The sequence below is a fragment of the Kitasatospora sp. NPDC041917 genome, from assembly GCF_055589745.1.
Map to the genome: position 1 here is coordinate 145,913 of NZ_JBVJBI010000018.1, position 20,347 is coordinate 166,259.

The window sequence follows — 20,347 nt, forward strand, 5'->3', positions numbered from 1 at the left end:
CGCGCCCCGGCCGTCTCCGCGGTGCACACCGAGACGCGCCGCGCCGACGAGCACGACCGCACCGCGCTGCGCGCCGCACTCGCCGCCGCCACCGACGACCGGATCATCTACGACCTCGACGGCATCGGCCGCCAGTACGCCGCGCTCTGCGCCGAACTGCCCGGCGTGGCCGTCCGCTTCGCGATGAAGGCCTGCCCGGTGGACGAGGTGCTGGACCACCTCGCCGCCCTCGGCTCGGGCTTCGACGCGGCGAGCCCGCAGGAGATCGCCCAGGCGCTGCGCACCGGCGTGCCGCCCGAACTGATCCACTACGGCAACACCGTCAAGTCCGACCGCAACATCGCCGAGGCCCACCGGCTGGGCGTGCGGGACTTCGCCACCGACAGCCTGGAGGACGTCGCGGCGATCGCCGAACACGCCCCCGGCGCACGGGTGTTCTGCCGCATCGCGACCACCGGCGAGGGCGCGCTGTGGGGCCTGAGCCACAAGTTCGGCTGCTCGCCCGAGGACGCCGTGCGGGTGCTCGACGCCGCCCGCACCGCCGGGCTCGTGCCGTCCGGACTGTCGGTGCACGTCGGCTCCCAGCAGATGACCGCCGAGGCCTGGAGCGCCGCCGTCGAGTCGCTGGCCGCCGTACTGGAGGCGCTCAACTGGCGCGGCATCACCCCGACCCGGATCAACCTCGGCGGCGGCCTGCCCGCCCTCGGCGTCCTCGACCGCGGCGGACGCCCGCTCGACCCGCCGCTGGACAAGATGTTCGCGGTGATCCGCGAGGGCATGGAGCGGCTGAGCGCCGTCAACGCCGCGCCGCTGGAGTTCCTGCTGGAGCCCGGGCGGCACCTGGTCGCCGACCACGGCGCGATCCGCGCCCACGTCTCCCGGCTCACCTCCCGCCACCGCCCCGACGGCACCCGGGAGGACTGGCTCTACCTCAGCTGCGGCAAGTTCAACGGCCTGTACGAGATGGACCAGCTCCAGTACCGGCTGGAGTTCCCCACCCACCCGGGCGGGCAGTTCGTCAACGCCGTGGTGGCCGGCCCGACCTGCGACAGCGACGACGCGTACGCCCAGGAGGGCGGCCTGGTGCGCGTCCCGCGCGCGATCGGCTCCGGCGAACCGGTCTGGATCCACTCCTGCGGCGCGTACGCCACCGCCTACGCCACCCAGGGGTTCAACGGCTTCGCGCCGCTGCCGTACAGCTGCATCGGCGGGCGCCGCGACGGAGGAGAGAGATGAGCGAGTACCACATCCGGCTGCTCCGGGAGGAGGACTGGGACGAGGTGGTCGCGCTGGAAGAACGCGCCTACGCCGCCAGCGGCCTGTCCGAGGGCCGCGAGGCGCTGCGCTCCCGGCACCGGGCCTCGCCGGACACCTGCTTCGTGCTGGAGCACCCGGGCGGCCTCGGCGGCTACCTGCTCGCCCTGCCGTACCCGCTGTTCCGCTGCCCGGACCTCGGCCGCGGCGAGGACGGGGCCGATGCGGGCGAGCGGCCGACCAACATGCACGCCCACGACCTGGTGATCTCCGAGGACCTGCGCGGCCGGGGCCTGTCCCTGCGGCTGCTGCGGCACCTGGAGCACACCGCCCGGACGGCCGGCTACCGGAGCGCCTCGCTGGTCGCCGTCCGCGGTTCGCACGTGCTGTGGACTCCGCTGGGCTACCGCGCCCGGCCCGAGATCGACCTGCCCGAGAGCTACGGCACCCGGGCGGTCTACATGGCGATGCCGCTGGACGCCGTCCCGGTCCGGCCGCTGCCGCACTCCACCGCGATCCGCGGGCCGTACTCCAGAGCCGAAGTGGGCTGATACCGATGTCCCCCGTTCGCGACGACTTCCGCCGGTCCCAAGTGGCCATCGGCGCCCTGTTCTTCGTCCTCGGATTCCAGTACGCGACCTGGGTCTCCCGGGTGCCCGCGCTCAAGGCCCGGCTCGATCTGGGCGAGGCCCAGATCGGCCTGCTGCTGATGACCTGCGGAATCGGCGCGGCGGTGTCCTTCCCCCTGGTCGCGGTGCTGACCCGGCGGCTCGGCTCCCGCCTGCTCTCGGTGCTGTCCGCGCTCGCCCTCGGCGTGATCCTGCTCGCCCTGTCGGTGGTGCCGAACTACCCCGTGACGCTGCTGGTGCTGTTCTTCGACGGCGTCGCGGTCGGCTGCCTGAACGTCGCGATGAACGCCCAGGGCGCCGCGCTGGAGGCCCGCTTCGAGCGGGCCACGATGTCCCGGCTGCACGCCACCTTCAGCGCCGGTTCGCTGCTCGCCGCCCTGCTGGCCTCGGGCGTCACCTCCGTCACCGGCACCCTGGCGGTGCACTTCGGGGTGGCCGCCGCGCTGCTCGCGGTGCTGGTCGTGGCGGCCCGGCCGGGGCTGCTGGCGGACCGGCCGGCCGAAGCCGCCGAACCGGAGGAGAGGAAGCGGCGCCGCGGCTTCGTGCTGCCGACCGTCGCGACCCTCTGGATGGGCCTGGCGATGGTCTTCGGCACCGTCACCGAGGGCGCCATGAACGACTGGTCGGCGCTCTACCTCAAGGACCACGTGCACGCCGGCGCCGGGCTCGCCCCGATGGGCATCGCGGTGGTCTCGGTGATGATGGTCTGCGCCCGGATCTTCGCGGACGGCTGGCGCACCCGCTTCGGCGACGGCCGGATCGTGCGCACCGGCAGCCTGCTGGCCGGCCTCGGACTCGCCCTGGCCCTGGCGGTCGGCGGCGTGGTCCCGACCCTGCTCGGCTTCGCCTGCGTCGGCCTCGGCGTGGCCGCGGTGACCCCGTGCGTCTACGTCGCCGCCGCCCGGCAGGGCGCCGACGCCCTCTCGCTGGTCGCCGCCATGGGCACCACCGGCCTGCTGGCCGGCCCCGCCGTGATCGGTTTCATCGCCGGTGCCACCAGCCTGCTCTGGGGCATGGCCGCCGTCGCCGCCTCGGCGGCCGTCGTCTCCCTCTGCGCCACCCGGATCCGCTGGCCCGGCCAGGGCACCTCCGCCGCCCCCGCCGACCCTCTGCTCGCCGCCGACCCGAGCTGACCCCTCCCGCACGCCCGCCCGGGACCTCGCGCACCCCCGTCGCGAGGTCCCGGGCGGGTTCCGGTCCCGGGCCCGGTCAGCGCCCGGCCGCGACGTCCGCACCGCCGGTGGCGACGTGGTGGGCGAGCCGGGCGCGCAGCGCGGTGAGGCGGGCGATCTCCGCGTCCAGGGTGGCCAGCCTGGCGCTCACGACGGGGGCGAAGGTGTCGGGGCCGGGGGACTCGGAGCAGCGGACCGGCGGGTCCTGGGCGAGCAGGTCGAGGCGGTGGGCGCGGCTGGCCAGGTCGTCCACCGTCAGCCCCACGGCGAGGAGTCGGCGGATCACCCGGACCCGGGCGACCTCGGCCGGTCCGTACTCGCGCTGTCCGGAGGCGGAGCGGGCGGGCGGGGGGAGGAGGCCGCGCTGTTCGTAGAAGCGCAGTGCCCTGGGTGTGGTGCCCGCCGCTGCCGCCGCGTCCCCGATCCGCATGCCCGCTCCCTGGTCGTCAGAGTTCCACGACGGTCGTCCCGAAGGTGTCCCCGGTGAACAGTCCGGTCAACGCCGCGGCGGCCCGGGAGATGCCCGCCACCGAGGTCCGGGGGAAGGTGATCTCTCCGGCGCGCAGCCAGCCGGCCAGGCGCTCCCGCCACTCGGCCTCCAGGTCCGGGTGGTCGAGCACGGTGAAACCGCGCAGGGTCAGGCCGAGGGTGACGGCCCGGAAGCCGTCGATCACCACCGGGCCGTCGCCGCCCGGACGCTCCGGAGCGAGCTGGCCGGCCAGCGAGCCGACCAGGGCGAACCGGGCGCCGCGCCGGGCCGCGTCCACGGCGGCGGTGAGCTGCTCGCCGCCGACCAGGTCCAGTACGACGTCGACGCCGTCCGGCGCGGCCCCGGCCAGCTGCTCGGCGAACGGCCGCCCGCCGGGCACCAGCACCGCGTCGTAGCCGAGTTCGTCGGTCAGCCGCTTCGCCTTGGCGGGCGAGCGGGTGGTGCCGACCACCCGGGCGGCGCCGAGCAGCCGGGCGACCTGCCCGGCCACCGTGCCGACCGCGCCGGCCGCACCGGTCACCAGCACCACGTCGCCCGGGCGCACCCCGGCGGAGCGGGTCAGCCCGCCGTAGCCGGCCGAGGCGGCGGAGACCAGGGCGAGCGGGTCCGGGAAGTCCGACGGGACGGGGGTGAACTGCGCGGCCTGCGCGAGCGCGTGGTCCCGCCAGCCGTGCAGATGGGTGACCAGGTCGCCCGGGCGCAGCGGCCCGTCCTGCGGTGCGGCCAGCACCTCACCGAGGGCCGGTCCGAACAGCGCGTCCCCCACGGCGATGTGCGGCATCGGCAGGCCGGAGCCCGCGCCGCCGATCAGCGTGCGCAGGCCGGGGAAGACCAGGAAGGCCCGGTTGCGGACGAGCACGTCCCCGGGGCCCGGCGCCGCCAGCGGCTCCTCCGTGACGGTGAAGTCCCCGGGGGCCGGCAGCCCGGCCGGAGCGGCGGTCAGCCGGACGACGCGGGCGGTGGTGGGCAGGGCCATGGTGGCGCTCCTCGGAGCAGGAGGGGGCGGCGGGCCGGTGCCGCCGCGGGACGCCCGGACGCTAACCCCTGACGCCTGCGTCAGGGGCAAGCCGACCGGGGGCGGCGGTGTCTGACGGGGCGGCGGTGTCTGACGGGGCGTGGGTGTCTGACGGGGCGTGGGGGAAGCGGGTCTTCTAGAGTCGCGGGTGGTACGGGCGTGCGACTGTGGTGCGTCCGTACGACCGCGAGCCGCACCGAGAGGAACGAGCAGCATGACCGAGCAGGCCCCCGAGCCCTTCGAGCCCGTCGACGAGGACTGGCGGACCGCGCTGGCGATCGTCGCCCACCCCGACGACATGGAGTACGGCGGGGCCGCGGCCGTCGCCCGCTGGACCTCGCAGGGCAAGAAGGTCGTCTATGCGATGGTCACCAGCGGCGAGGCGGGCATCGACTCGCTGGACCCGGCCGAGTGCGGCCCGCTGCGCGAGGCCGAGCAGATCGCCTCGGCGCGCGTGGTCGGCGTCGACACCGTCGAGTTCCTCGGACACCCGGACGGGGTCGTGGAGTACGGGCTGCCGCTGCGCCGGGACATCGCCCGGGTGGTGCGCAGGCACCGGCCGGACATCGTGATCACCAGCAACTTCCGGGACACCTACGGCGGGCAGTTCCTCAACCAGGCGGACCACATCGCGGTCGGCCGGGCCACTCTGGACGGGGTCCGGGACGCCGGGAACCGCTGGGTGTTCCGCGAGCTGCTGGCCGAGGGCCACGAGCCGTGGAACGGCGTGCGGCAGATCTGGGCGGTGGCCTCGCCGGAGGCCGGGCACGCGGTGGACACCACCGCGCACTTCGACCGGGGCGTCGCCTCGCTGGAGGAGCACAAGGCGTACCTGGCCGGGCTGGGCGGGGCGATGGCGGAGCCGCGGGAGTTCCTGGAGGGCTTCGGCCGGGGCGCGGGCAGCCGGCTGGGGACGCGCTTCGCGGTGCCGTTCGAGGTGTTCCCGCTGCGCTGACCCGCGGCTACTCGGGCCCGGTGCCGGTGCCGGTGTCGGTGTCGGTGTCGGTGCCTGCTCCTTCCTGTGCCCGTGCCCGTGCCGGCGCCCGTGCGGCGCCGGCGCCGGTGGCGCAGCACCTGCCGGAGCAGGACGGCGGCGACCAGTACGCCCAGCCCGACCGCGAACCAGACCTGGTAGTGCAGCGCCGTGCGGTACACCGCGCCGATGTTGGCCCCGGCGAGGTAGCCGAAGGTGCCCCAGACCGCCGTCCACAGCACCGCGCCCAGCAGGTTGAACGGCAGGAACCGGCGCCAGGGCATCTCCGTGGTCCCGGCGATGATCCCGTTGTACTGGCGCAGCCCGTCCACGAAGCGGGCGACCGTGACCACCTTGCCGCCGTGCCGGGCGAAGAAGTCCTCGGCGCGGTCCATCCGGGCCGGGGTGAGCAGCACGTAGCGGCCCCAGCGGTGGACGAAGGCGCGCCCGCCGGTGCGGCCGATCAGGTACCCGAGGCTGTTGCCGAGGGCGGCGGCGCCGGCCGCGACCAGCAGGACGGCGGCGAAGTCGAGGTGCCCGGCGCCGGCGTACACGGAGGCCAGCACCAGCACGGTCTGCCCGGGCACCGGGATCCCGCAGTTGTCGAGCAGCACGAGCAGCGCCACCGCGAGGTACCCGTAGTGGTCCAGCAGTGGCGCGAGCCCGGCGAGTGCCCCGGGCAGCGGGGTCGTGGGAGCGGACACCGCTCCTCACCACCTCGCGCGGGGCGGGGTGACGGGGGTGTCGGTCAGAGGTTCGCCTCGCGACGCTCGATGTTGCAGTCGGGGCCCGGGTAGATCAGACCTTCGTGGCCGTCCTCGAACCGGACCATGTACGGCGGCTGTCCGTCGGTGCCGCGCACCTCGACGATCTCGCCCTTCTGGTCCACCATGCCCACCGACCTGCTGTGGATGTGGAGCTGGTCACCTACCGCTGCCTGCATGGTCTGCTCCCTCGGGTCGTGTGCCCGGCCGCCTCCACGGCCGTTCCCGCTATCCACTGTGCTGCGGGTGCGGCGGGCGCGCAACGCCTCGGGCGGACGGGGCGCGCGCGGGGCGCGGGGTTCGGCGTCAGCGGGCGGAGGACTGTTGCGCGAGGTAGCCGCGGACCAGCCGCTTGCACTCGGCGATCAGCGCCGGATCGCCGTCGGGCGCCTCCCGGAAGGCCAGCTTGAGCACCGCGTCGGCGGCCTCCAGGGCCACCCGCAGGGCCAGCGTGGTGGCCGACGGGTCGCCCGCCCGGAACAGTTCGCCGCCGAGCGCCTGGAGCCGCAGCGCGACGGCGGTGTTGTTGTCCACGCCCGCGTCCAGCAGGTGCAGGTCGTCCTGGACGCCGGTGGGGACGGCCGGGCCCGCCAGGCCGAAGTCCAGCTGGCCGAAGCCCGGCACCGCGCGCTTCATCGCCACGAACTCCTCCACGGCCAGGTCGGTGAAGAGGGCGGGGCCGACCGGTGCGGCGGCGGCCAGCCGGGCGTCCAGGCGCTGGAGGTAGTGGTCGAGGTTGCGGGTGGCGAGCGCGGCCAGCAGGTCCTCCTTGCCGGCGAAGAACTGGTAGAGGGTGCCGATCGGCACCTGGGCGCGCTGGGCGACCTCCTTGGTGGTGAGCGCGGTCGCCCCGACCTCGTCCAGCAGCCCGGCGCAGGCGTCCAGGATGCGGCCGTACCGCTCCAGGCTGCGCTGCTGGACCGGGCGGCGCCTGACCGGTCCGGGGGCGGGGTGACTCCTGTCGCTCATGACCTCACTGTGCCGCATCCGCCGTGACGGCGGCGAATCACCGGGGCGCGAACGGCCCGGAGTTCCCCGTGGGGCGGGAGCCGACTGGTGGCCGGAGCTGAACGGCACGGTGGCGGGAAGGTGTCCACGAGCTGGTATAGGCCTTGTCGTGGACGCGATGACAGGTTCATACTCCTGGGGCGGACTACTTTGCGTGATCAACTCATGCCTCTTCGTGGTGATCGCGATTCAGCTGTGGCGGCCGAGACGCCTGTGACGGACGCACCGCCGCCACCCGAGGTCTGGACGACACCGTGTGCCTCCACTGCCCGCGCCACGTCCTGTGGCGTCACGACCCTGTGTGTGCCCGCCCGACGGAAGGAGGGGATCGGTTCGGTGACGCTGCACTCCGGAGGGCGTGAGGCCCTCGACACCGAGCACCGCCGCCAGTTCCTGGAGTCCGGATACCTGGTCCTGCCCGGCCTGCTGCCGGAAGCGCTGCGCGAACGGCTCGCCCCCGAGGTCGACCGGTGGGTGGACGAGGGCCTGCGGGCCCGGTCGATCGCCGCGTGCGCCGACCCCTTACGCCACGGACCGCCCCCGCTGCTGGAACTGGAACTGCCCGCCCACGGCGAACTCCTCACCCACCCACCGCTGCTGCGCACCCTGACCCGCCTGCTCGGGCCGGACTTCGTCTTCCACCACCTGCACAGCGACCGCCAGGACCCGGGGATCCCGGGCAAGGCCTGGCACCACGACTGCGAGCCCAACGACCGCTCCGACCCGTCGCTGCTGATGGTCCACGCGCTGCACTACCTCGGCGGACTGGACGAGCGGGTCGGCAGCCTGGCCGTGCTGCCCGGCTCGCACCTGCGCACCGTCGGCAAGTCCGCCTTCGCCCACCACGGCACCGCGGAACTGCCCGGCGAGGTGGTCCTCGACCGGCTGCCGCCCGGCTCGACGGTGCTGCTCAACTCGGCGCTGTTCCACACCCGCAGACCGGCGCCCGAAGGGCCGGGCCACCCCCGGTACTTCGTCGACGCCTCCTACTGCCAGGTGGGGGCGCGCTGGCGCCCGGTGAAGCCCTATTGGCGGCAGATGCTCGCCCGGGCCCGCGAACTGGACCTGGCCGACGGCCAGTGGCCCGAGCTGTTCGCCGAGCGGCACTTCACCGAGTACACCGCCGGCGAACACGCCCGCACCGAGTACACCGGAACCGTCTGAGGAGCACTGCCGTGGAGATCGTCACCGCCGTCGCCTTCCCCGAGGTCCACGACGCCTACCTGCGGGACCACCCGGTGGAGCGGGCCCACGAGGCGAACAGCAACATGTACGGCGAGGAGAACCTCGAACGTGCCGACCGCATCCCCGGCGGCTGGTGGCGGATCCGGCTCTCCCGGGCGGACGTCCTGGGCGTCGTGCTGCCCTGGCACCTCAGTGAGGGCGGGGAGCTCGAAACGGTGCCGCGCTCCGGGCTGACGGTGGCCGAGGCGGCCGAGCGGGTCCGCGCCGGCGGAGCCGCCTGGGCCGTCGCCAACCCGGTCTGCGCGGCCAAGCTGCGGCTGCTGCGGTGGGCACCGTTCACGCTCGTCTTCCTCAGCACCGCGCCGGTCGACCACTCCGACTACGGGGACCTCGCGGTCCGGTCCGGTCTGATCCACCTCGACGGCCTGCACCGCATGCTGGCTTGGGAGTTGGCCGGACGGCTGCCCGAGCGGGCGCTGCTCGACGGGTACCTGGTGGGCGACCCGGGGGTGGTCGCCGGGCCGGCCCGGGCGGGCCGGACGGGGGGCGAGTCGGCGTGACCCCCGCGACGCAGCACCTCCGCTCCGCGTCCTGCGGCCACGCGGCCGACCCCGTCCGCGGTGCCCGCTCGCTGCCCGAACTGCTCGCGCACCTCGCCCGGGCCCACCCCGACCGGCCCGCCCTGGGCGACGGGGTCCGCAGCCTCGACTACCGCACGGTCGACGCCGCGGCCGGCCGGATCGCCGCCCGGCTGGCCGCCGCCGGCACCGGCCGGGGCGACCGGGTCGCCCTGGTCGGGCCCCGGGACGCCCGGATGCTGGTGCTGCTGTACGGGGTGCTGCGCTCGGGCGCGGTGGCCGTGCTGGCCGATCCGGACTGGTCGGCGGCCGACCTGGCCCGGCGGCTGGCGTCCGTGCGGGTGGCCCGGGTGCTGGCCACCGAGGGCGGGCTCGGCGGGGAGGTGGTGGACGTCGGGGCCGGGCGGACGCCGGGCGTCGAGCGCGCGGAGGCGCTGAGCGTCGAGGACGCCGAGGCGCCGGGCACCGGGACCGGGCAGGCGCCGGGCACCGGTGTCGGGGTCGCGCCGGCCGTCGAGGCGCTGCCGGGGCCGCGGTCGGCGACCGTCGAGGTACGGGGTGAGGACCTCGCCTACCTCTCCTTCACCTCCGGGTCGAGCGGCGAGCCCAAGGCGGTGGCCGTCACCCACGCCAACGCCGTGCACTACGCCCGGGCGCTGGCCGGGCGGCTCGGCCTCACCGAGGCCGACGCCCCGTGCGCCGCGCACGTCACCACCCTGGCCGCCGACCTCGGCCACACCGCCTGGCTGCTCGCCCTGGCCACCGGCGGCTCGGTGCACCTCGTGCCGGACCGCGAGGTGCGCGACCCGGAGGCCTTCTGGGCCTCGCTGCGGCGGGCCCGGGTGGACGTGCTGAAGACCACCCCCTCGCACCTGACCGCCCTGCTGGAGGGCCGTCCGGCCGACTCCCCGCCGCTGCACACCGTGCTGCTCGGTGGCGAGCCGCTGCCCCGCGCGCTGGCCGCCGCCCTGCTCGACCGGGGCACCACCGCGCGGCTGGCCAACCACTACGGCCCGACCGAGACCACCGTCGGCGCCACCTGCCTGCTCGTCACCTCCGCCGGCCAACTGCCCGCCGAGGAACCGACCGTACCGATCGGCACCGGGATCGGCGAGGTGCTGCTGACCGTGGTGGACGGCGCCGGCCGGGCGGTACCGGACGGCACGGTCGGCGAACTGCTCATCGGGGGCCGGGGCGTGACCGCCGGCTACTACGGCCGGCCGGCCGAGACCGCGCGCGGCTTCGTCCGGCACGATGGCCAACTCGTCTACCGCACCGGGGACCTGTGCCGCCGGCGGGCGGACGGCGACCTGGTCTTCCTGGGCCGGGTGGACCGCCAGGTGAAGGTCCGCGGCTACCGGGTGGACCTCGCCGAGGTCGAGCGGGCGATGGACGGACACCCCGGCGTCGCCCGCTCGGCGGCGCTGCTGCGGGAGACCGCACTCGGCAACCAACTGATCGGCGTCGTCCGGCTGTTGGGAGGTGTCGGCGGCTCGGAGGGGCCGAAGGGGACAGCAGGGCCCACGGAGGCAGCGGAGTCGGCGGAGTCGGCGGGATCGGCGGGGGAGGAGACGCTGGAGGACCTGCGCGCGCACCTGCGGGACCGGCTGCCCGGCTACTCCGTGCCGCAGCCGATCCTGGTGCTGCCGCAGTTCCCGGTCGGGCCGAACGGCAAGCTCGACCGGCAGCGGCTGGCCGAGCTGGCGGCCGAACTGGTCGAGGCCCGGGCGGAGTCCAGCGGCACCGCCGGGAGCGGCCCGGCCGGGGAGATCGCCCGGTTCTGGGCGGGCGCCCTCGGCCTGCCCGCGGTCGGGCCGCGCGCCGACGTGCTCGCCCTCGGCGGGGACTCCATCCTCGCCATGCGCACCATCGCCTTCCTGCGGCGCTCCGGCCTGCGGGTCGCCTACGAGGACTTCTACCGGCACCCGACGGCCGAGGGCCTGGCGGCGGTCGCCGTCCCGGCCGCGCCGTCCGTCCCCGCCCCGCGCGGTGACGCCGGCGGCTACCGACTCGCCCCGGCACAGCGCTGGTTGTACCGGCAGCGGTCGCTGCGGGAGCCGCGGCACTGGAACCAGTCCGTGCTGCTGCGCTGCCGCACCGCCGTCGACCCGGAGGCGCTCTCGGCGGCCGTCGCGGCCGTCCTGGAGCGGCACCCGGCGCTGCGCCGCCCGGTCACCCCCGACGGCTGCGGCGAGCTCCGGGAGGTGGCCGGCCTCGACCCGGTCTCCTGTTCCCGGATCCCGCGCGCGGCCGGGGAGATCGCCGACACCGTCGCCGGGGTCTGCACCGAACTCCACCGCAGCCTCGACCCGGCGGCCGGCCGGCTGCTGCGCGCCCACCTGTTCACCGGTCCGCCCGGCACCGACGACCGGCTCGCGCTGATCGCGCACCACCTGGTGGTCGACGGGCTGTCCTGGCGGATCCTGCTGGACGACCTGGCGCACGCGTACCGGGCGGTGCTCGACCGGAAGCCGGCCGATCTGCCGCCGACGGCGGACTTCTACGCCTGGGCGGCGGCCGCGTCTCCCGCCGTCGAGCCGGTCGCGGGGGAGGCCGGGGAGCCTGCGGTCGGGGAGGTCGCGGCCGGGGAGCCCGCCGTCGGGGAGGTTCCGGTCGGGGAGCCCGTCGTCGGAGAGGTCGCCGTCGGAGAGGTCCAGGAGCCCGGGGCGCTCAGCTGGGCGCTCGACCCGGCGGCCACCGCCCGGCTGATCGCCCGGCACGGCGCCGGGTCCGGGCTGGAGGCCGTGCTGCTGGCCGCCTTCGCCGGGGCCGTCACCGGCGACAGCGGCCGTCCCCGGCTCGCGGTGGAGGTCGAGACCCACGGCCGGGACATGGTCGGCGACGAGGGCGAATTCCTGGACACCGTCGGCTGGTTCACCGCCGTCAAGCACGTCGCTCTGGACGCCGGGGCCACCCCGGACACCGTGGCGCGGCGGCTGCGCGAGGCACTCGTCCGGCCGATGGACGCGCCCGGCGGGCGGCCCGCCGTCGGCTTCAACTTCCTCGGCACCTTCCGGCTGCCCGAGGAACCCGCGCTGGACTGGACGGTCGCCGCCGAACAGGCCGGGACGGCCCGCTGTACCGGGGGCGACCCGCTGTACGAACTGCGCCTCACCGCACGGGTGGTGGAGCAGCGGCTGGTCGCCGACCTGGTGTACGGGCGGCCCGGCCTGCCGCACTCCGCCGCCGAGCGGATCACCGGGCGGTTCGCCCGGGCGGTGGCGGCCGAGGCGCGGGCCCCGGAGGCCGCACCGGTCGTCCGGGCGCCGCTGTCCACCTCCGGCCAGCTGCTGCACCCCGGCGTCGCCCCGGCGGCCCGGGCGAGGGTGGGCGAACCCGCCCGGGTGCTGCTCACCGGCGCGACCGGTTACCTCGGGCGGCACCTGCTGGAGGCCTTCCTCCGACGCGGGGCCGAGGTCACCTGCCTGGTGCGGGCCGCGGACGACGCCGAGGCGCTGAAGCGGCTCGGTGCCGGGGCGGCCGGCCCCGTCCGCGCGCTCGCCGGGGACATCGACCGGGACGGCCTCGGTCTCTCCCCGGCCGGGCTGGAACTCGCCCGGGGCGCCCACCTGGTGGTGCACGCGGCGGCGGACGTCCGGCTGGTGGCCTCGCCCGACGAGCTGGAGCGCACCAACCACACGGCGGTGCGGCGGCTGCTCGACTGGCTCGGGGAGAACGCGCCGGACGCCCGGCTCCACCACGTCTCCACGCTCGCCGTCTCCGGTGGCGTCGACGGCCCGCCGCGCCGCTTCAGCGAGGCGGACCTGGAGATCGGCCAGTACTTCCGCACCCCGTACGAGCGGACCAAGTACCGGGCCGAGCAGGCCGTCCGGGCCTGGGCCGCCCGCGGGCACACCGCCCACCTGCACCGCAGCGGCCACATCGCGGCGCACAGCCGGACCGGCGCGTTCCAGGCCAACGCCGGCGACAACCGGATCTACCAGCTGATCCGCGGCTACCTGCTGGCCGGCGCCGCGCCGAGCCGGCCGGACACCGCCTTCGCGTTCTCGTACGTGGACACGGTGGCCGCCGGGATCGCCGCGATCGCCCTCGACCCGTACGCCGCGCCCGGCGCGTACCACGTGGAGACGCCGCACGCCGTCCCGCACGACGAGCTGGTGCGGTGGCTGGCCGGGCACGGCCACCCCGTGCGGCTCACCGACGAGGAGGGCTTCGCGGCCGCCCTGGCCCGGGCCGAGCGCCGCCACCCGACGGCCGCCCGGGTGGCCGCCGCGTGGGCGGCGCAGGAGGAACGCCGGGTGCTGGTGGACAGCGCGTACACCACCGCGGTGCTCGACCGGCTGGGCGTGCGCTTCGCCGCGCCGACCCCGCAGTGGTGGTCGGCCGCGCTCACCTGGGCCGCCGAGGCCGGCTACCTGCCGGGCGTCGGCCCGATCCCACCCACCCGTGACGACATCCGCGACGAACGTCGCGACCGACGTCGTGACGACATCCGTGAAGGCAGGACCAACCCGTGAAGGCAGGCCCCGTGTCCCAGCTCTCCCCGGTGCTCAAGCAGGCCACCCCGGTCGTCGCCGTACGCGGCGAAGGACTCCACCTCTACGACGCCGCCGGCCGCGGCTACCTCGACTTCACCTCCGGAGTGGGGGTGACCAGCACCGGCCACTGTCACCCGAAGGTGGTCGAGGCCGTCCGGGAGCAGGCCGGCCGACTGATCCACGGGCAGTACACCACCGTGCTGCACGACCAGCTCCTCACGCTCACCGAGCGGCTCGGCGAGGTGCTGCCGCCCGGCCTGGACTCGCTGTTCTACGCCACCGCCGGCACCGAGGCGGTGGAGGCCGCGCTGCGGCTCGCCCGGCACGCCACCGGACGGCAGAACGTGATCGTCTTCGAGGGCTCCTTCCACGGCCGGACCATGGGCGCGGCCTCGCTGACGACGGCCGGCACCCGGTTCCGGGCCGGTATCGGCCCGCTGATGCCCGGGGTCGCGGTGGCGCCCTTCCCGGCCGCGTTCCGGCTGGGCCTGTCCGAGGACGAGGCGGTCGCGCACGCCCTGCGCGGACTGGACGAGGTGCTCGCCACCGTCTCCGCGCCCGCCGAGACGGCCGCCGTGTTCGTCGAGCCGGTGCTCGGCGAGGGCGGCTACGTCCCGGCCCCGCCCGGCTTCCTGGCCGGGCTGCGCGAGCGGGCCGACCGGCACGGCATCCTGCTGGTGGTGGACGAGGTGCAGACCGGCTTCGGCCGTACCGGCCGGTTCTGGGCCCACGAGCACGAGAGCGCCCACCCGGACGGGGCCGGCGTCCGTCCCGACGTCCTGATCACCGCCAAGGGGCTGGCCAGCGGCTTCCCGCTGTCCGCGATCGCCGCGTCCACCGAGCTGATGGGGCGCGCCTGGCCGGGCTCGCAGGGCGGCACCTACGGCGGCAACCCGGTGGCCTGCGCCGCCGCGCTGGCGACCCTGGACGTGCTGCGCGAGGAGCGGCTGGTCGAGAACGCGGCCGAGCAGGGCGTCCGGCTGCTGGCCGGGCTGCGGGCGGTGGCAGCCGGGACGCCCGGGATCGCCGACGTCCGCGGGCTCGGGTTGATGGCCGCCAGCGAGTTCTGCCGTCCCGACGGCACGCCGGACCCGGAGGCGGCCCGGCGCGCCCAGCAGGCCGCGGCCGAGCACGGGCTGCTGCTGTTGCTGTGCGGGATCCACCTCAACGTGGTCCGGATGATCCCCGCGCTGGTCGTCACGGCCGAACAGATCGACGAGGGCCTGGAGTTGTGGGCGAAGGCCGTTGCGGCCGGCGGCCGGTAGGGAGGAGAGGACATGGATGCGGTGACCGAAATCGGCTGGAGCAGCCTGGAGTTGGACGCCCGGCGGGAGCTCTGGTCGCTCCCGCTGGGGGAGCAGGAGCGGCGGCTGCTCTGGGCCGACGCGCGGGCCGGGCGGTGGGACGCGGCCGGGGAGGTGCGGGCCCGGCTGCGGGAGTTCGTCCGGAACGCCGCCGACTCGGTCGGCATCACCCATGTGAGCGGCCTGGTGGACCCGGCCCGCCCGGAGCAGGAGATCACCGAGGTGCTCTCCTTCCTGCTGCGGGACTTCGGCCGGATCGTCCCGCAGAACGGGCGCGGCGACCTCACCTCGGTGCTGCACGACCAGGACGGTGACGGCAACACCGAACTCGGCTTCCACTGCGACACCTGCGACCTGCTGGTCCTGCTGTGCCTGCGGCCCGCCTTCGACGGCGGCGGGCTGACCAAGCTGGCGAGCGCCCGGCACGTGCACGACCTGATCCAGCGGGAGCGGCCCGACGCGCTGGCCACGCTCCGCGAGGAGTGGACCTTCGAGCGCAGCGGCCGGGCCGGCCCGCAGGTGGTGGTCACCCCCATCCTGTACGACCGCAAGGACGGGACGGTCGGCTGCTACTACCAGACCCGCACCGTCCGTTCCTCGCCCGACCGCGGCGGGCCGGAACTGACGGACCATCAGTGGGAGGCGCTCGGCGTGCTGGACGAGGTGCTCTACCGGCCGGAGATCGCCTTCGGGCTGCCGATGGCCGCCGGGGACCTGCTGATCATCCGCAACAGCCGGGTGCTGCACGGGCGTTCGCCGTTCGTCGACGAGCCCGGGCCGTACTCCCGGCGGATGCTGCGGGTCTGGGTGAACGAGGGGGAGGAGTGGGCGCCGTGACCACCGGAGGAGATCCCGGTGCGGTGACCGCACCGCACGGACGGGTGGCGATCGTCACCGGCGGGGGCAGCGGGCTGGGCCGGGCCTCGGCTCTGGCCCTGCTGGCGGCCGGCTGGACCGTGGTCGTCGCCGGGCGCCGCAAGGACGCGCTGGAGGGGACCGCGGCCCTGGCCGGTCCGGCCGCCGACCGGGTGCTGCCCGTCCCGACCGACATCCGCAGCCCGGAGGAGGTGGCCCGGCTCTTCGACACCGTCCTCGACCGGTACGGCCGGCTGGACCTGCTGTTCAACAACGCGGGTGCCGCCGCCCCGCGCCGGCCGATCGCCGAGACCCCGTTCGAGGACTGGAACCGGGTGCTGGACACCATCGTCACCGGCGGATTCCTCTGCGCCCGCGAGGCCTTCCGGGTGATGAGCACCCAGTCCCCGCAGGGCGGACGGATCATCAACAACGGCGCGCCCTCGGCCTACGTGCCGCGTCCCAACTCGATCGCGTACACCGCCGCCAAGCACGCCGTCCTCGGTCTCACCAAGGTGCTCGCCCTGGACGGCCGGCCGTACGGCATCTCCTGCGGGCAGATCGACGTCGGCAACGTCACCCCGGTGGACGGCGGCCCGCAGCCGGCCGCGATGCAGGCCGACCGGACCATGGCCGTCGAGGCGACCATCCCGGTGGACCGCTTCACCGAGGCGCTGGTGCTGATGGCCTCGCAGCCGCCGGACACCACCATCCAGTCCCTGGTGGTGCTGCCGACCACCATGCCGTTCGTCGGACGGGGTTGAGCCGTGCTGGTCAGCGCACGCTCCTTCGCGGAGTACCGGGCGATGTTCGCGCTGGGGGAGCGGGACCTGGAGCAGCGCATCCTGGACTGCCCGGCCGGCGCGGCGAGCTTCGTCGCCGAGGCCGGGCGGCGCGGTGTCGACGCCGTCGCCGTCGACCTCCAGTACGCCGAACACCGCGAGGAGCTGGGCCTGCTGGTGGAGCGGGAGACCGCGTTCAAACGCGAGCTGCTGGTGAAGGAGACCGAGGGCTGGGACCGGTCCTGGTACGCCGACGCGGACGACATGATCCGCCAGTGGACCGCCAACGCCCGCACCTTCCGCGCCGACATCGCCGCCCGCCCCGAGCGCTACGTGGCCGGCTCGCTGCCCGAACTCCCCTTCGCCGACGACTCCTTCGACCTGGTGCTCAGCTCGCACCTGCTGTTCTCCTACGGCAACCGGCTGGACGAGGACTTCCACCGGGCGGCCCTGCTGGAACTCGCCCGGGTGGCGCGCCGGGAGGTCCGGATCTTCCCGCTCGTGGTGTACGACACGGGAGTCCGCTACCAGGGGCTGGACCGGCTGCGCGGGGAACTGGCCGAACTCGGCGTCCCGAGCCGGGTGGAGCAGGTGTCCTACGAGTACCGGCCCGGGGGGAACGAGTTGCTGGTGCTCTCCACCGCCGCCCACCGGCCGTCGGCCCGGACCGCACCGGGCGCGGCGGGCGCACCGGACGCACCGGGCGCGGCGGAGGCCGTGGACCCGGTGCGGTGGCGGCACCGGGAGCCGGGGACCTGAGCGGCCGGCCGGTCGCGGGCCGGACGACGGGAACCGGGGTGGGCGCGGCGGGTGTTGCCGCGCCCACCCCGGTGGTCCTGCGGGGCGGTCAGTTGACGAAGACGGCCGGGCCGCCCGCCTGGCTGGTGTCGGCCACCGGGCCGTACGTCGCGGAGAAGTAGCCGTCGGCCGGGCAGAGCGTCGAGCCGCCGCTCTTGGCGAAGTGCTCGGTGCGGAACGCCAGGCTGTGCGCGGCGTTGTCGGCGTTGCCGGTGAAGGCGCCGCTCAGCTGGTAGGAACAGGTGATGGTGCCGAACCAGGTGTCCAGGACGGCGGTGGCCTGGATCGTGCCGGCGGACCCGCCGGTGAGGGTGACCGGCAGGCCGGGCGCGTCGGAGACGGTGACGCCGTACGGCAGGTTGCCGACCGTCAGGCTGCGCACCGAGGTGACCCCGGTGACGTTGGCGGTGCACGAGCCGAAGGTCAGCCCGGTCAGCGAGGCGGTCGCGCTGCCCGGCGCCGCCGGGTTGCCCAGCACCGAGGCCGAGAGCTGCGACGTGGCGCAGGTGACGCCGGTGGTGCTGGTCGCGGTCGAGTAGAAGGTGGCCTTGGTGCCGGTGGCGAGCGGCGCGGCGAGCGCGTCGCCCACGGCGACGGCGGTACCGCCCGCGCTCCCGGTGGTGAGCACCGGACCGGCGGCGAGGGGCTGCGGCGACGCGGAGGCGGGGGCGGCGGCCAGAGCGCCGGCCGCGCAGACGGCGGCGGCGGTGACGGCGAGGTGACGGCTGAAGCGCATGGGAAAACCTCTTCCTCGGTGAGGGGCGAGAAGACGTCCTCTCGCGGCTCCCGAGCGGTGGGGACCGGGGAGCGCGCGGCGTTTCCGGTTTCCCTACGGTCCAGCCGTGACCGTGCGCCGTCAAGGCGATGGGACAAACTTGCTGACTTTTCGTCAATAAACCCCAACTCGCCGTCTCTGGGGGCTGGTTGACCGCCGTCTCGCCGACCCGACCCCGCGGCCCCGAGGGGCCGGAGCACCCGGCGGCCCCGCCGCCTGCGAGAATTCCGGCATGGCTGAGCACGACAGCGACCACGGCTACCTCCTGGACAACCGCCAGTCGGAGGCGGGAATCCGCTTCCGCGCCCTCGCCGAGCTGTTCGACCCGGTGACCTTCCGGCACGTCGACGCCCTCGGAATCGGCCCCGGCATGCGCTGCTGGGAGGTCGGCGCGGGCGGCCCCTCGGTGCCGCTCGGTCTCGCCGAACGCGTCGGCCCGACCGGCACGGTGGTCGCCACCGACATCGACGTCTCCTGGACCGCCCCCGCCGCCGGCGGCGTGATCGAGGTGCTGCGCCACGACGTGGCCGCCGACCCGCCGCCGCCCGGCGGCTTCGACCTGGTGCACGCCCGGCTGGTCCTGGTGCACGTCGCCGACCGCGCCGAGGCCCTGCGCCGGATGGTCCAGGCGCTGCGCCCCGGCGGCCGGCTGCTCCTGGAGGACGCCGACCCGGCCCTCCAGCCGCTGCTTTGCCCGGACGAGTCCGGGCCCGACGAGCGCCTCGCCAACCGGCTGCGGTCGGGCTTCCGCACCCTGATGGCCGGGCGCGGCGCCGACCTCGCGTACGGGCGGACGCTGCCCCGGGCGCTGCGCGAGGCCGGCCTCGTCGACGTCCGGGCCGACGCCTACTTCCCGATCACCTCGCCGGCCTGCGCGGTCCTGGAGGACGCGACGGTCCGGCAGATCCGCGGGCTGCTGGTGCGGGAAGGGCTCGCGACGGACGAGGAGATCGACCGTCACCTGGCCAACGTCGCCGGCGGCCGGCTCGACCTGGCCACCGCCCCGATGATCTCCGCCTGGGCGCGCCGGCCGTGAACCGCCGCCCGGGAGCGGATCGCCCGCCGGGCCGCCGGGACGCCCGGCCGTGCCGTCCACGCGGACGGCGAACTGCTGCGCCGCATCGCGCGCGGCGAGCGGCCGATCGAGTCCTGGACGCCGATCGCGCTGGACGCCCCCTGCCTGGCCGTGGACACCACCCGGGGCTGGAACCCGCCCCTGGAGCGGATCGCGGCCTTCGCCACCGGCGCCGCCGAGGATCCCTCCGGCCGGGCGGGGAACCGGGGCCGTCGTCGGTCTAACCTCGACGGTATGGACGCGTTCGAACACCCGGGCGGACGGGCCGCCGTGCCACCGGGGGAGGGGCTGGAAGCCCTGGTAGGGCTGCTGGAGCGGCGTGGCACGGTGCTGCTCAGCGGGGCGGGCCTGTCCACCGAGTCCGGGATCCCCGACTACCGCGGCGCCACCGGCCGCCGCCGCAGCGGCACCCCGATGACGTACCAGGAATTCACCGGCAGCGCCGACGCCCGGCGCCGCTACTGGGCCCGCAGCCACAGCGGCTGGCCCGCGATCGTCGCCGGTGCCCGGCCCAACGCCGGACACCACGCGGTGGAACGGCTGCGCCGGGCCGGGCACGTCGCGGCGGTCATCACCCAGAACGTGGACGGTCTCCACCACGCGGCCGGCACCCGGGAGGCCGTCGAGCTGCACGGCGGACTCCGCCGGGTGGTCTGTCTCGACTGTCGCCGCACCAGCACCCGGGCCGAGCTGGACCGGCGGCTGGAGGAGCTCAACCACGGCTTCCGGCCGACCGGGGCGGAGCTGCGGCCCGACGGCGACGCGCAGCTGCCGCAGCCCGTGGTGGACGGCTTCCGGGTCGCCGCCTGCACGGACTGCGGCGGAGTGCTCAAGCCCGACGTGGTCTTCTTCGGCGAGAACGTCCCGCTGCCCCGGGTCGAGCACTGCTTCGAACTGGTCGACGCGGCCCGTTCGCTGGTGGTCCTCGGCTCCTCGCTGGCGGTCCTGTCCGGGCTGCGCTTCGTGCGCCGCGCCGCCCGGTCGCGGCTGCCGGTCGCGATCGTCAACCAGGGGCCGACGCGCGGCGACGAACTCGCCGCGCTCCGGCTCGACCTGCCGCTGGGGCCGGCCATGACGGAGGTCGCCCGGCTGCTCGACGCGGCCTGACGGGCCTGTTCGGGCAGTGGGCGGCCCGATCGGTGCCCTGAGCGGCCTGTTCGCGGCCTTGGTGGGCCCGGCCCGGCGCGCTGA

General features: G+C 75.6%; 18 protein-coding genes and 1 pseudogene. 13 read left to right on the forward strand and 6 right to left on the reverse strand.

Going from position 1 to position 20,347, the window contains the following annotated elements:
- The first annotated feature begins 66 nt into the window (after positions 1-66).
- From ACZ6EM_RS22920 to ACZ6EM_RS22930, 3 genes are read left to right on the forward strand one after another with little or no spacing between them, the layout of a single operon-like run.
- The gene (locus ACZ6EM_RS22920; RefSeq protein ID WP_387688293.1) at positions 67-1,236 is read left to right on the forward strand and encodes a type III PLP-dependent enzyme; all 1,170 of its coding nucleotides are present in this window, start codon (positions 67-69) and stop codon (positions 1,234-1,236) included.
- Positions 1,233-1,805: a GNAT family N-acetyltransferase gene (locus tag ACZ6EM_RS22925; RefSeq protein ID WP_401046939.1), complete on the forward strand. Its 573-nt coding sequence runs from the start codon at positions 1,233-1,235 to the stop codon at positions 1,803-1,805. Before ACZ6EM_RS22920 ends, ACZ6EM_RS22925 begins: the two co-directional genes overlap by 4 nt.
- Before the next feature lie 5 nt (positions 1,806-1,810).
- Positions 1,811-3,016: an MFS transporter gene (locus tag ACZ6EM_RS22930; protein ID WP_465773119.1), complete on the forward strand. Its 1,206-nt coding sequence runs from the start codon at positions 1,811-1,813 to the stop codon at positions 3,014-3,016.
- 76 nt (positions 3,017-3,092) lie between these two features.
- Here the strand turns inward: ACZ6EM_RS22930 and ACZ6EM_RS22935 are convergent, their stop codons facing one another.
- Entirely contained in the window at positions 3,093-3,485 is a 393-nt protein-coding gene (locus ACZ6EM_RS22935) for a MerR family transcriptional regulator (protein ID WP_401056141.1), read from the reverse strand.
- Positions 3,486-3,501: 16 nt separating this feature from the next.
- The gene (locus tag ACZ6EM_RS22940) at positions 3,502-4,521 is read right to left on the reverse strand and encodes a zinc-binding dehydrogenase (protein ID WP_452180369.1); all 1,020 of its coding nucleotides are present in this window, start codon (positions 4,519-4,521) and stop codon (positions 3,502-3,504) included.
- A 253-nt stretch (positions 4,522-4,774) separates the two neighbouring features.
- On the opposite strand from ACZ6EM_RS22940, the gene ACZ6EM_RS22945 reads away from it, so the two are divergent.
- Positions 4,775-5,515 (forward strand): PIG-L deacetylase family protein, encoded by a 741-nt coding sequence (locus ACZ6EM_RS22945; RefSeq protein ID WP_401053614.1) that lies wholly within the window; start codon positions 4,775-4,777, stop codon positions 5,513-5,515.
- Positions 5,516-5,799: 284 nt separating this feature from the next.
- On the opposite strand, the pseudogene ACZ6EM_RS22950 reads toward ACZ6EM_RS22945, so the two are convergent.
- The 3 genes and pseudogenes from ACZ6EM_RS22950 to ACZ6EM_RS22960 all read right to left on the reverse strand — a co-directional run.
- Positions 5,800-6,237: pseudogene (locus tag ACZ6EM_RS22950) on the reverse strand (DedA family protein); the annotation flags it as partial.
- 44 nt (positions 6,238-6,281) lie between these two features.
- Complete coding sequence (locus tag ACZ6EM_RS22955) at positions 6,282-6,476, reverse strand: DUF1918 domain-containing protein (RefSeq protein WP_359898515.1); 195 nt, start codon at positions 6,474-6,476, stop codon at positions 6,282-6,284.
- Positions 6,477-6,603: 127 nt separating this feature from the next.
- A complete protein-coding gene (locus ACZ6EM_RS22960; RefSeq protein ID WP_359898516.1) occupies positions 6,604-7,266 on the reverse strand; it encodes a TetR/AcrR family transcriptional regulator in 663 nt (220 codons plus the stop codon).
- Between the two features lie 375 nt (positions 7,267-7,641).
- Between ACZ6EM_RS22960 and ACZ6EM_RS22965 the strand changes: the two genes are divergently transcribed.
- The 7 genes from ACZ6EM_RS22965 to ACZ6EM_RS22995 are packed head-to-tail and all read left to right on the forward strand — an operon-like array spanning position 7,642 to position 17,267.
- Positions 7,642-8,469 carry a phytanoyl-CoA dioxygenase family protein gene (locus ACZ6EM_RS22965; protein WP_380540512.1) on the forward strand — a complete coding sequence of 276 codons (828 nt, stop codon included), beginning with the start codon at positions 7,642-7,644 and terminating at the stop codon, positions 8,467-8,469.
- An 11-nt stretch (positions 8,470-8,480) separates the two neighbouring features.
- Positions 8,481-9,050: a DUF6309 family protein gene (locus ACZ6EM_RS22970; protein WP_452180371.1), complete on the forward strand. Its 570-nt coding sequence runs from the start codon at positions 8,481-8,483 to the stop codon at positions 9,048-9,050.
- Positions 9,047-13,546, forward strand: a complete 4,500-nt coding sequence (locus ACZ6EM_RS22975) for an AMP-binding protein (RefSeq protein WP_452180372.1) — start codon at positions 9,047-9,049, stop codon at positions 13,544-13,546. The genes ACZ6EM_RS22970 and ACZ6EM_RS22975 overlap by 4 nt, the downstream gene beginning before the upstream one ends.
- Before the next feature lie 11 nt (positions 13,547-13,557).
- Positions 13,558-14,832: an aspartate aminotransferase family protein gene (locus tag ACZ6EM_RS22980; RefSeq protein WP_401048947.1), complete on the forward strand. Its 1,275-nt coding sequence runs from the start codon at positions 13,558-13,560 to the stop codon at positions 14,830-14,832.
- 12 nt (positions 14,833-14,844) lie between these two features.
- Positions 14,845-15,708, forward strand: coding sequence for a TauD/TfdA family dioxygenase (locus tag ACZ6EM_RS22985; RefSeq protein WP_380540503.1), 864 nt, complete (start codon positions 14,845-14,847; stop codon positions 15,706-15,708).
- On the forward strand, positions 15,705-16,490 hold the full coding sequence (locus ACZ6EM_RS22990; protein ID WP_401048945.1) for an SDR family oxidoreductase: 786 nt from the start codon (positions 15,705-15,707) through the stop codon (positions 16,488-16,490). The genes ACZ6EM_RS22985 and ACZ6EM_RS22990 overlap by 4 nt, the downstream gene beginning before the upstream one ends.
- A gap of 3 nt (positions 16,491-16,493) precedes the next feature.
- Complete coding sequence (locus tag ACZ6EM_RS22995) at positions 16,494-17,267, forward strand: class I SAM-dependent methyltransferase (protein ID WP_465773120.1); 774 nt, start codon at positions 16,494-16,496, stop codon at positions 17,265-17,267.
- Positions 17,268-17,355: 88 nt separating this feature from the next.
- Here ACZ6EM_RS22995 and ACZ6EM_RS23000 read toward each other — a convergent pair whose 3' ends face one another.
- Positions 17,356-18,042, reverse strand: coding sequence for a Tat pathway signal sequence domain protein (locus tag ACZ6EM_RS23000; protein ID WP_380630408.1), 687 nt, complete (start codon positions 18,040-18,042; stop codon positions 17,356-17,358).
- Between the two features lie 271 nt (positions 18,043-18,313).
- Here ACZ6EM_RS23000 and ACZ6EM_RS23005 point away from each other — a divergent pair, with 271 nt between their 5' ends.
- The gene (locus ACZ6EM_RS23005; protein ID WP_359898524.1) at positions 18,314-19,117 is read left to right on the forward strand and encodes a class I SAM-dependent methyltransferase; all 804 of its coding nucleotides are present in this window, start codon (positions 18,314-18,316) and stop codon (positions 19,115-19,117) included.
- Positions 19,118-19,390: 273 nt separating this feature from the next.
- Positions 19,391-20,263, forward strand: coding sequence for an NAD-dependent protein deacetylase (locus ACZ6EM_RS23010; protein ID WP_465773121.1), 873 nt, complete (start codon positions 19,391-19,393; stop codon positions 20,261-20,263).
- The last annotated feature ends 84 nt before the right edge of the window (positions 20,264-20,347 follow it).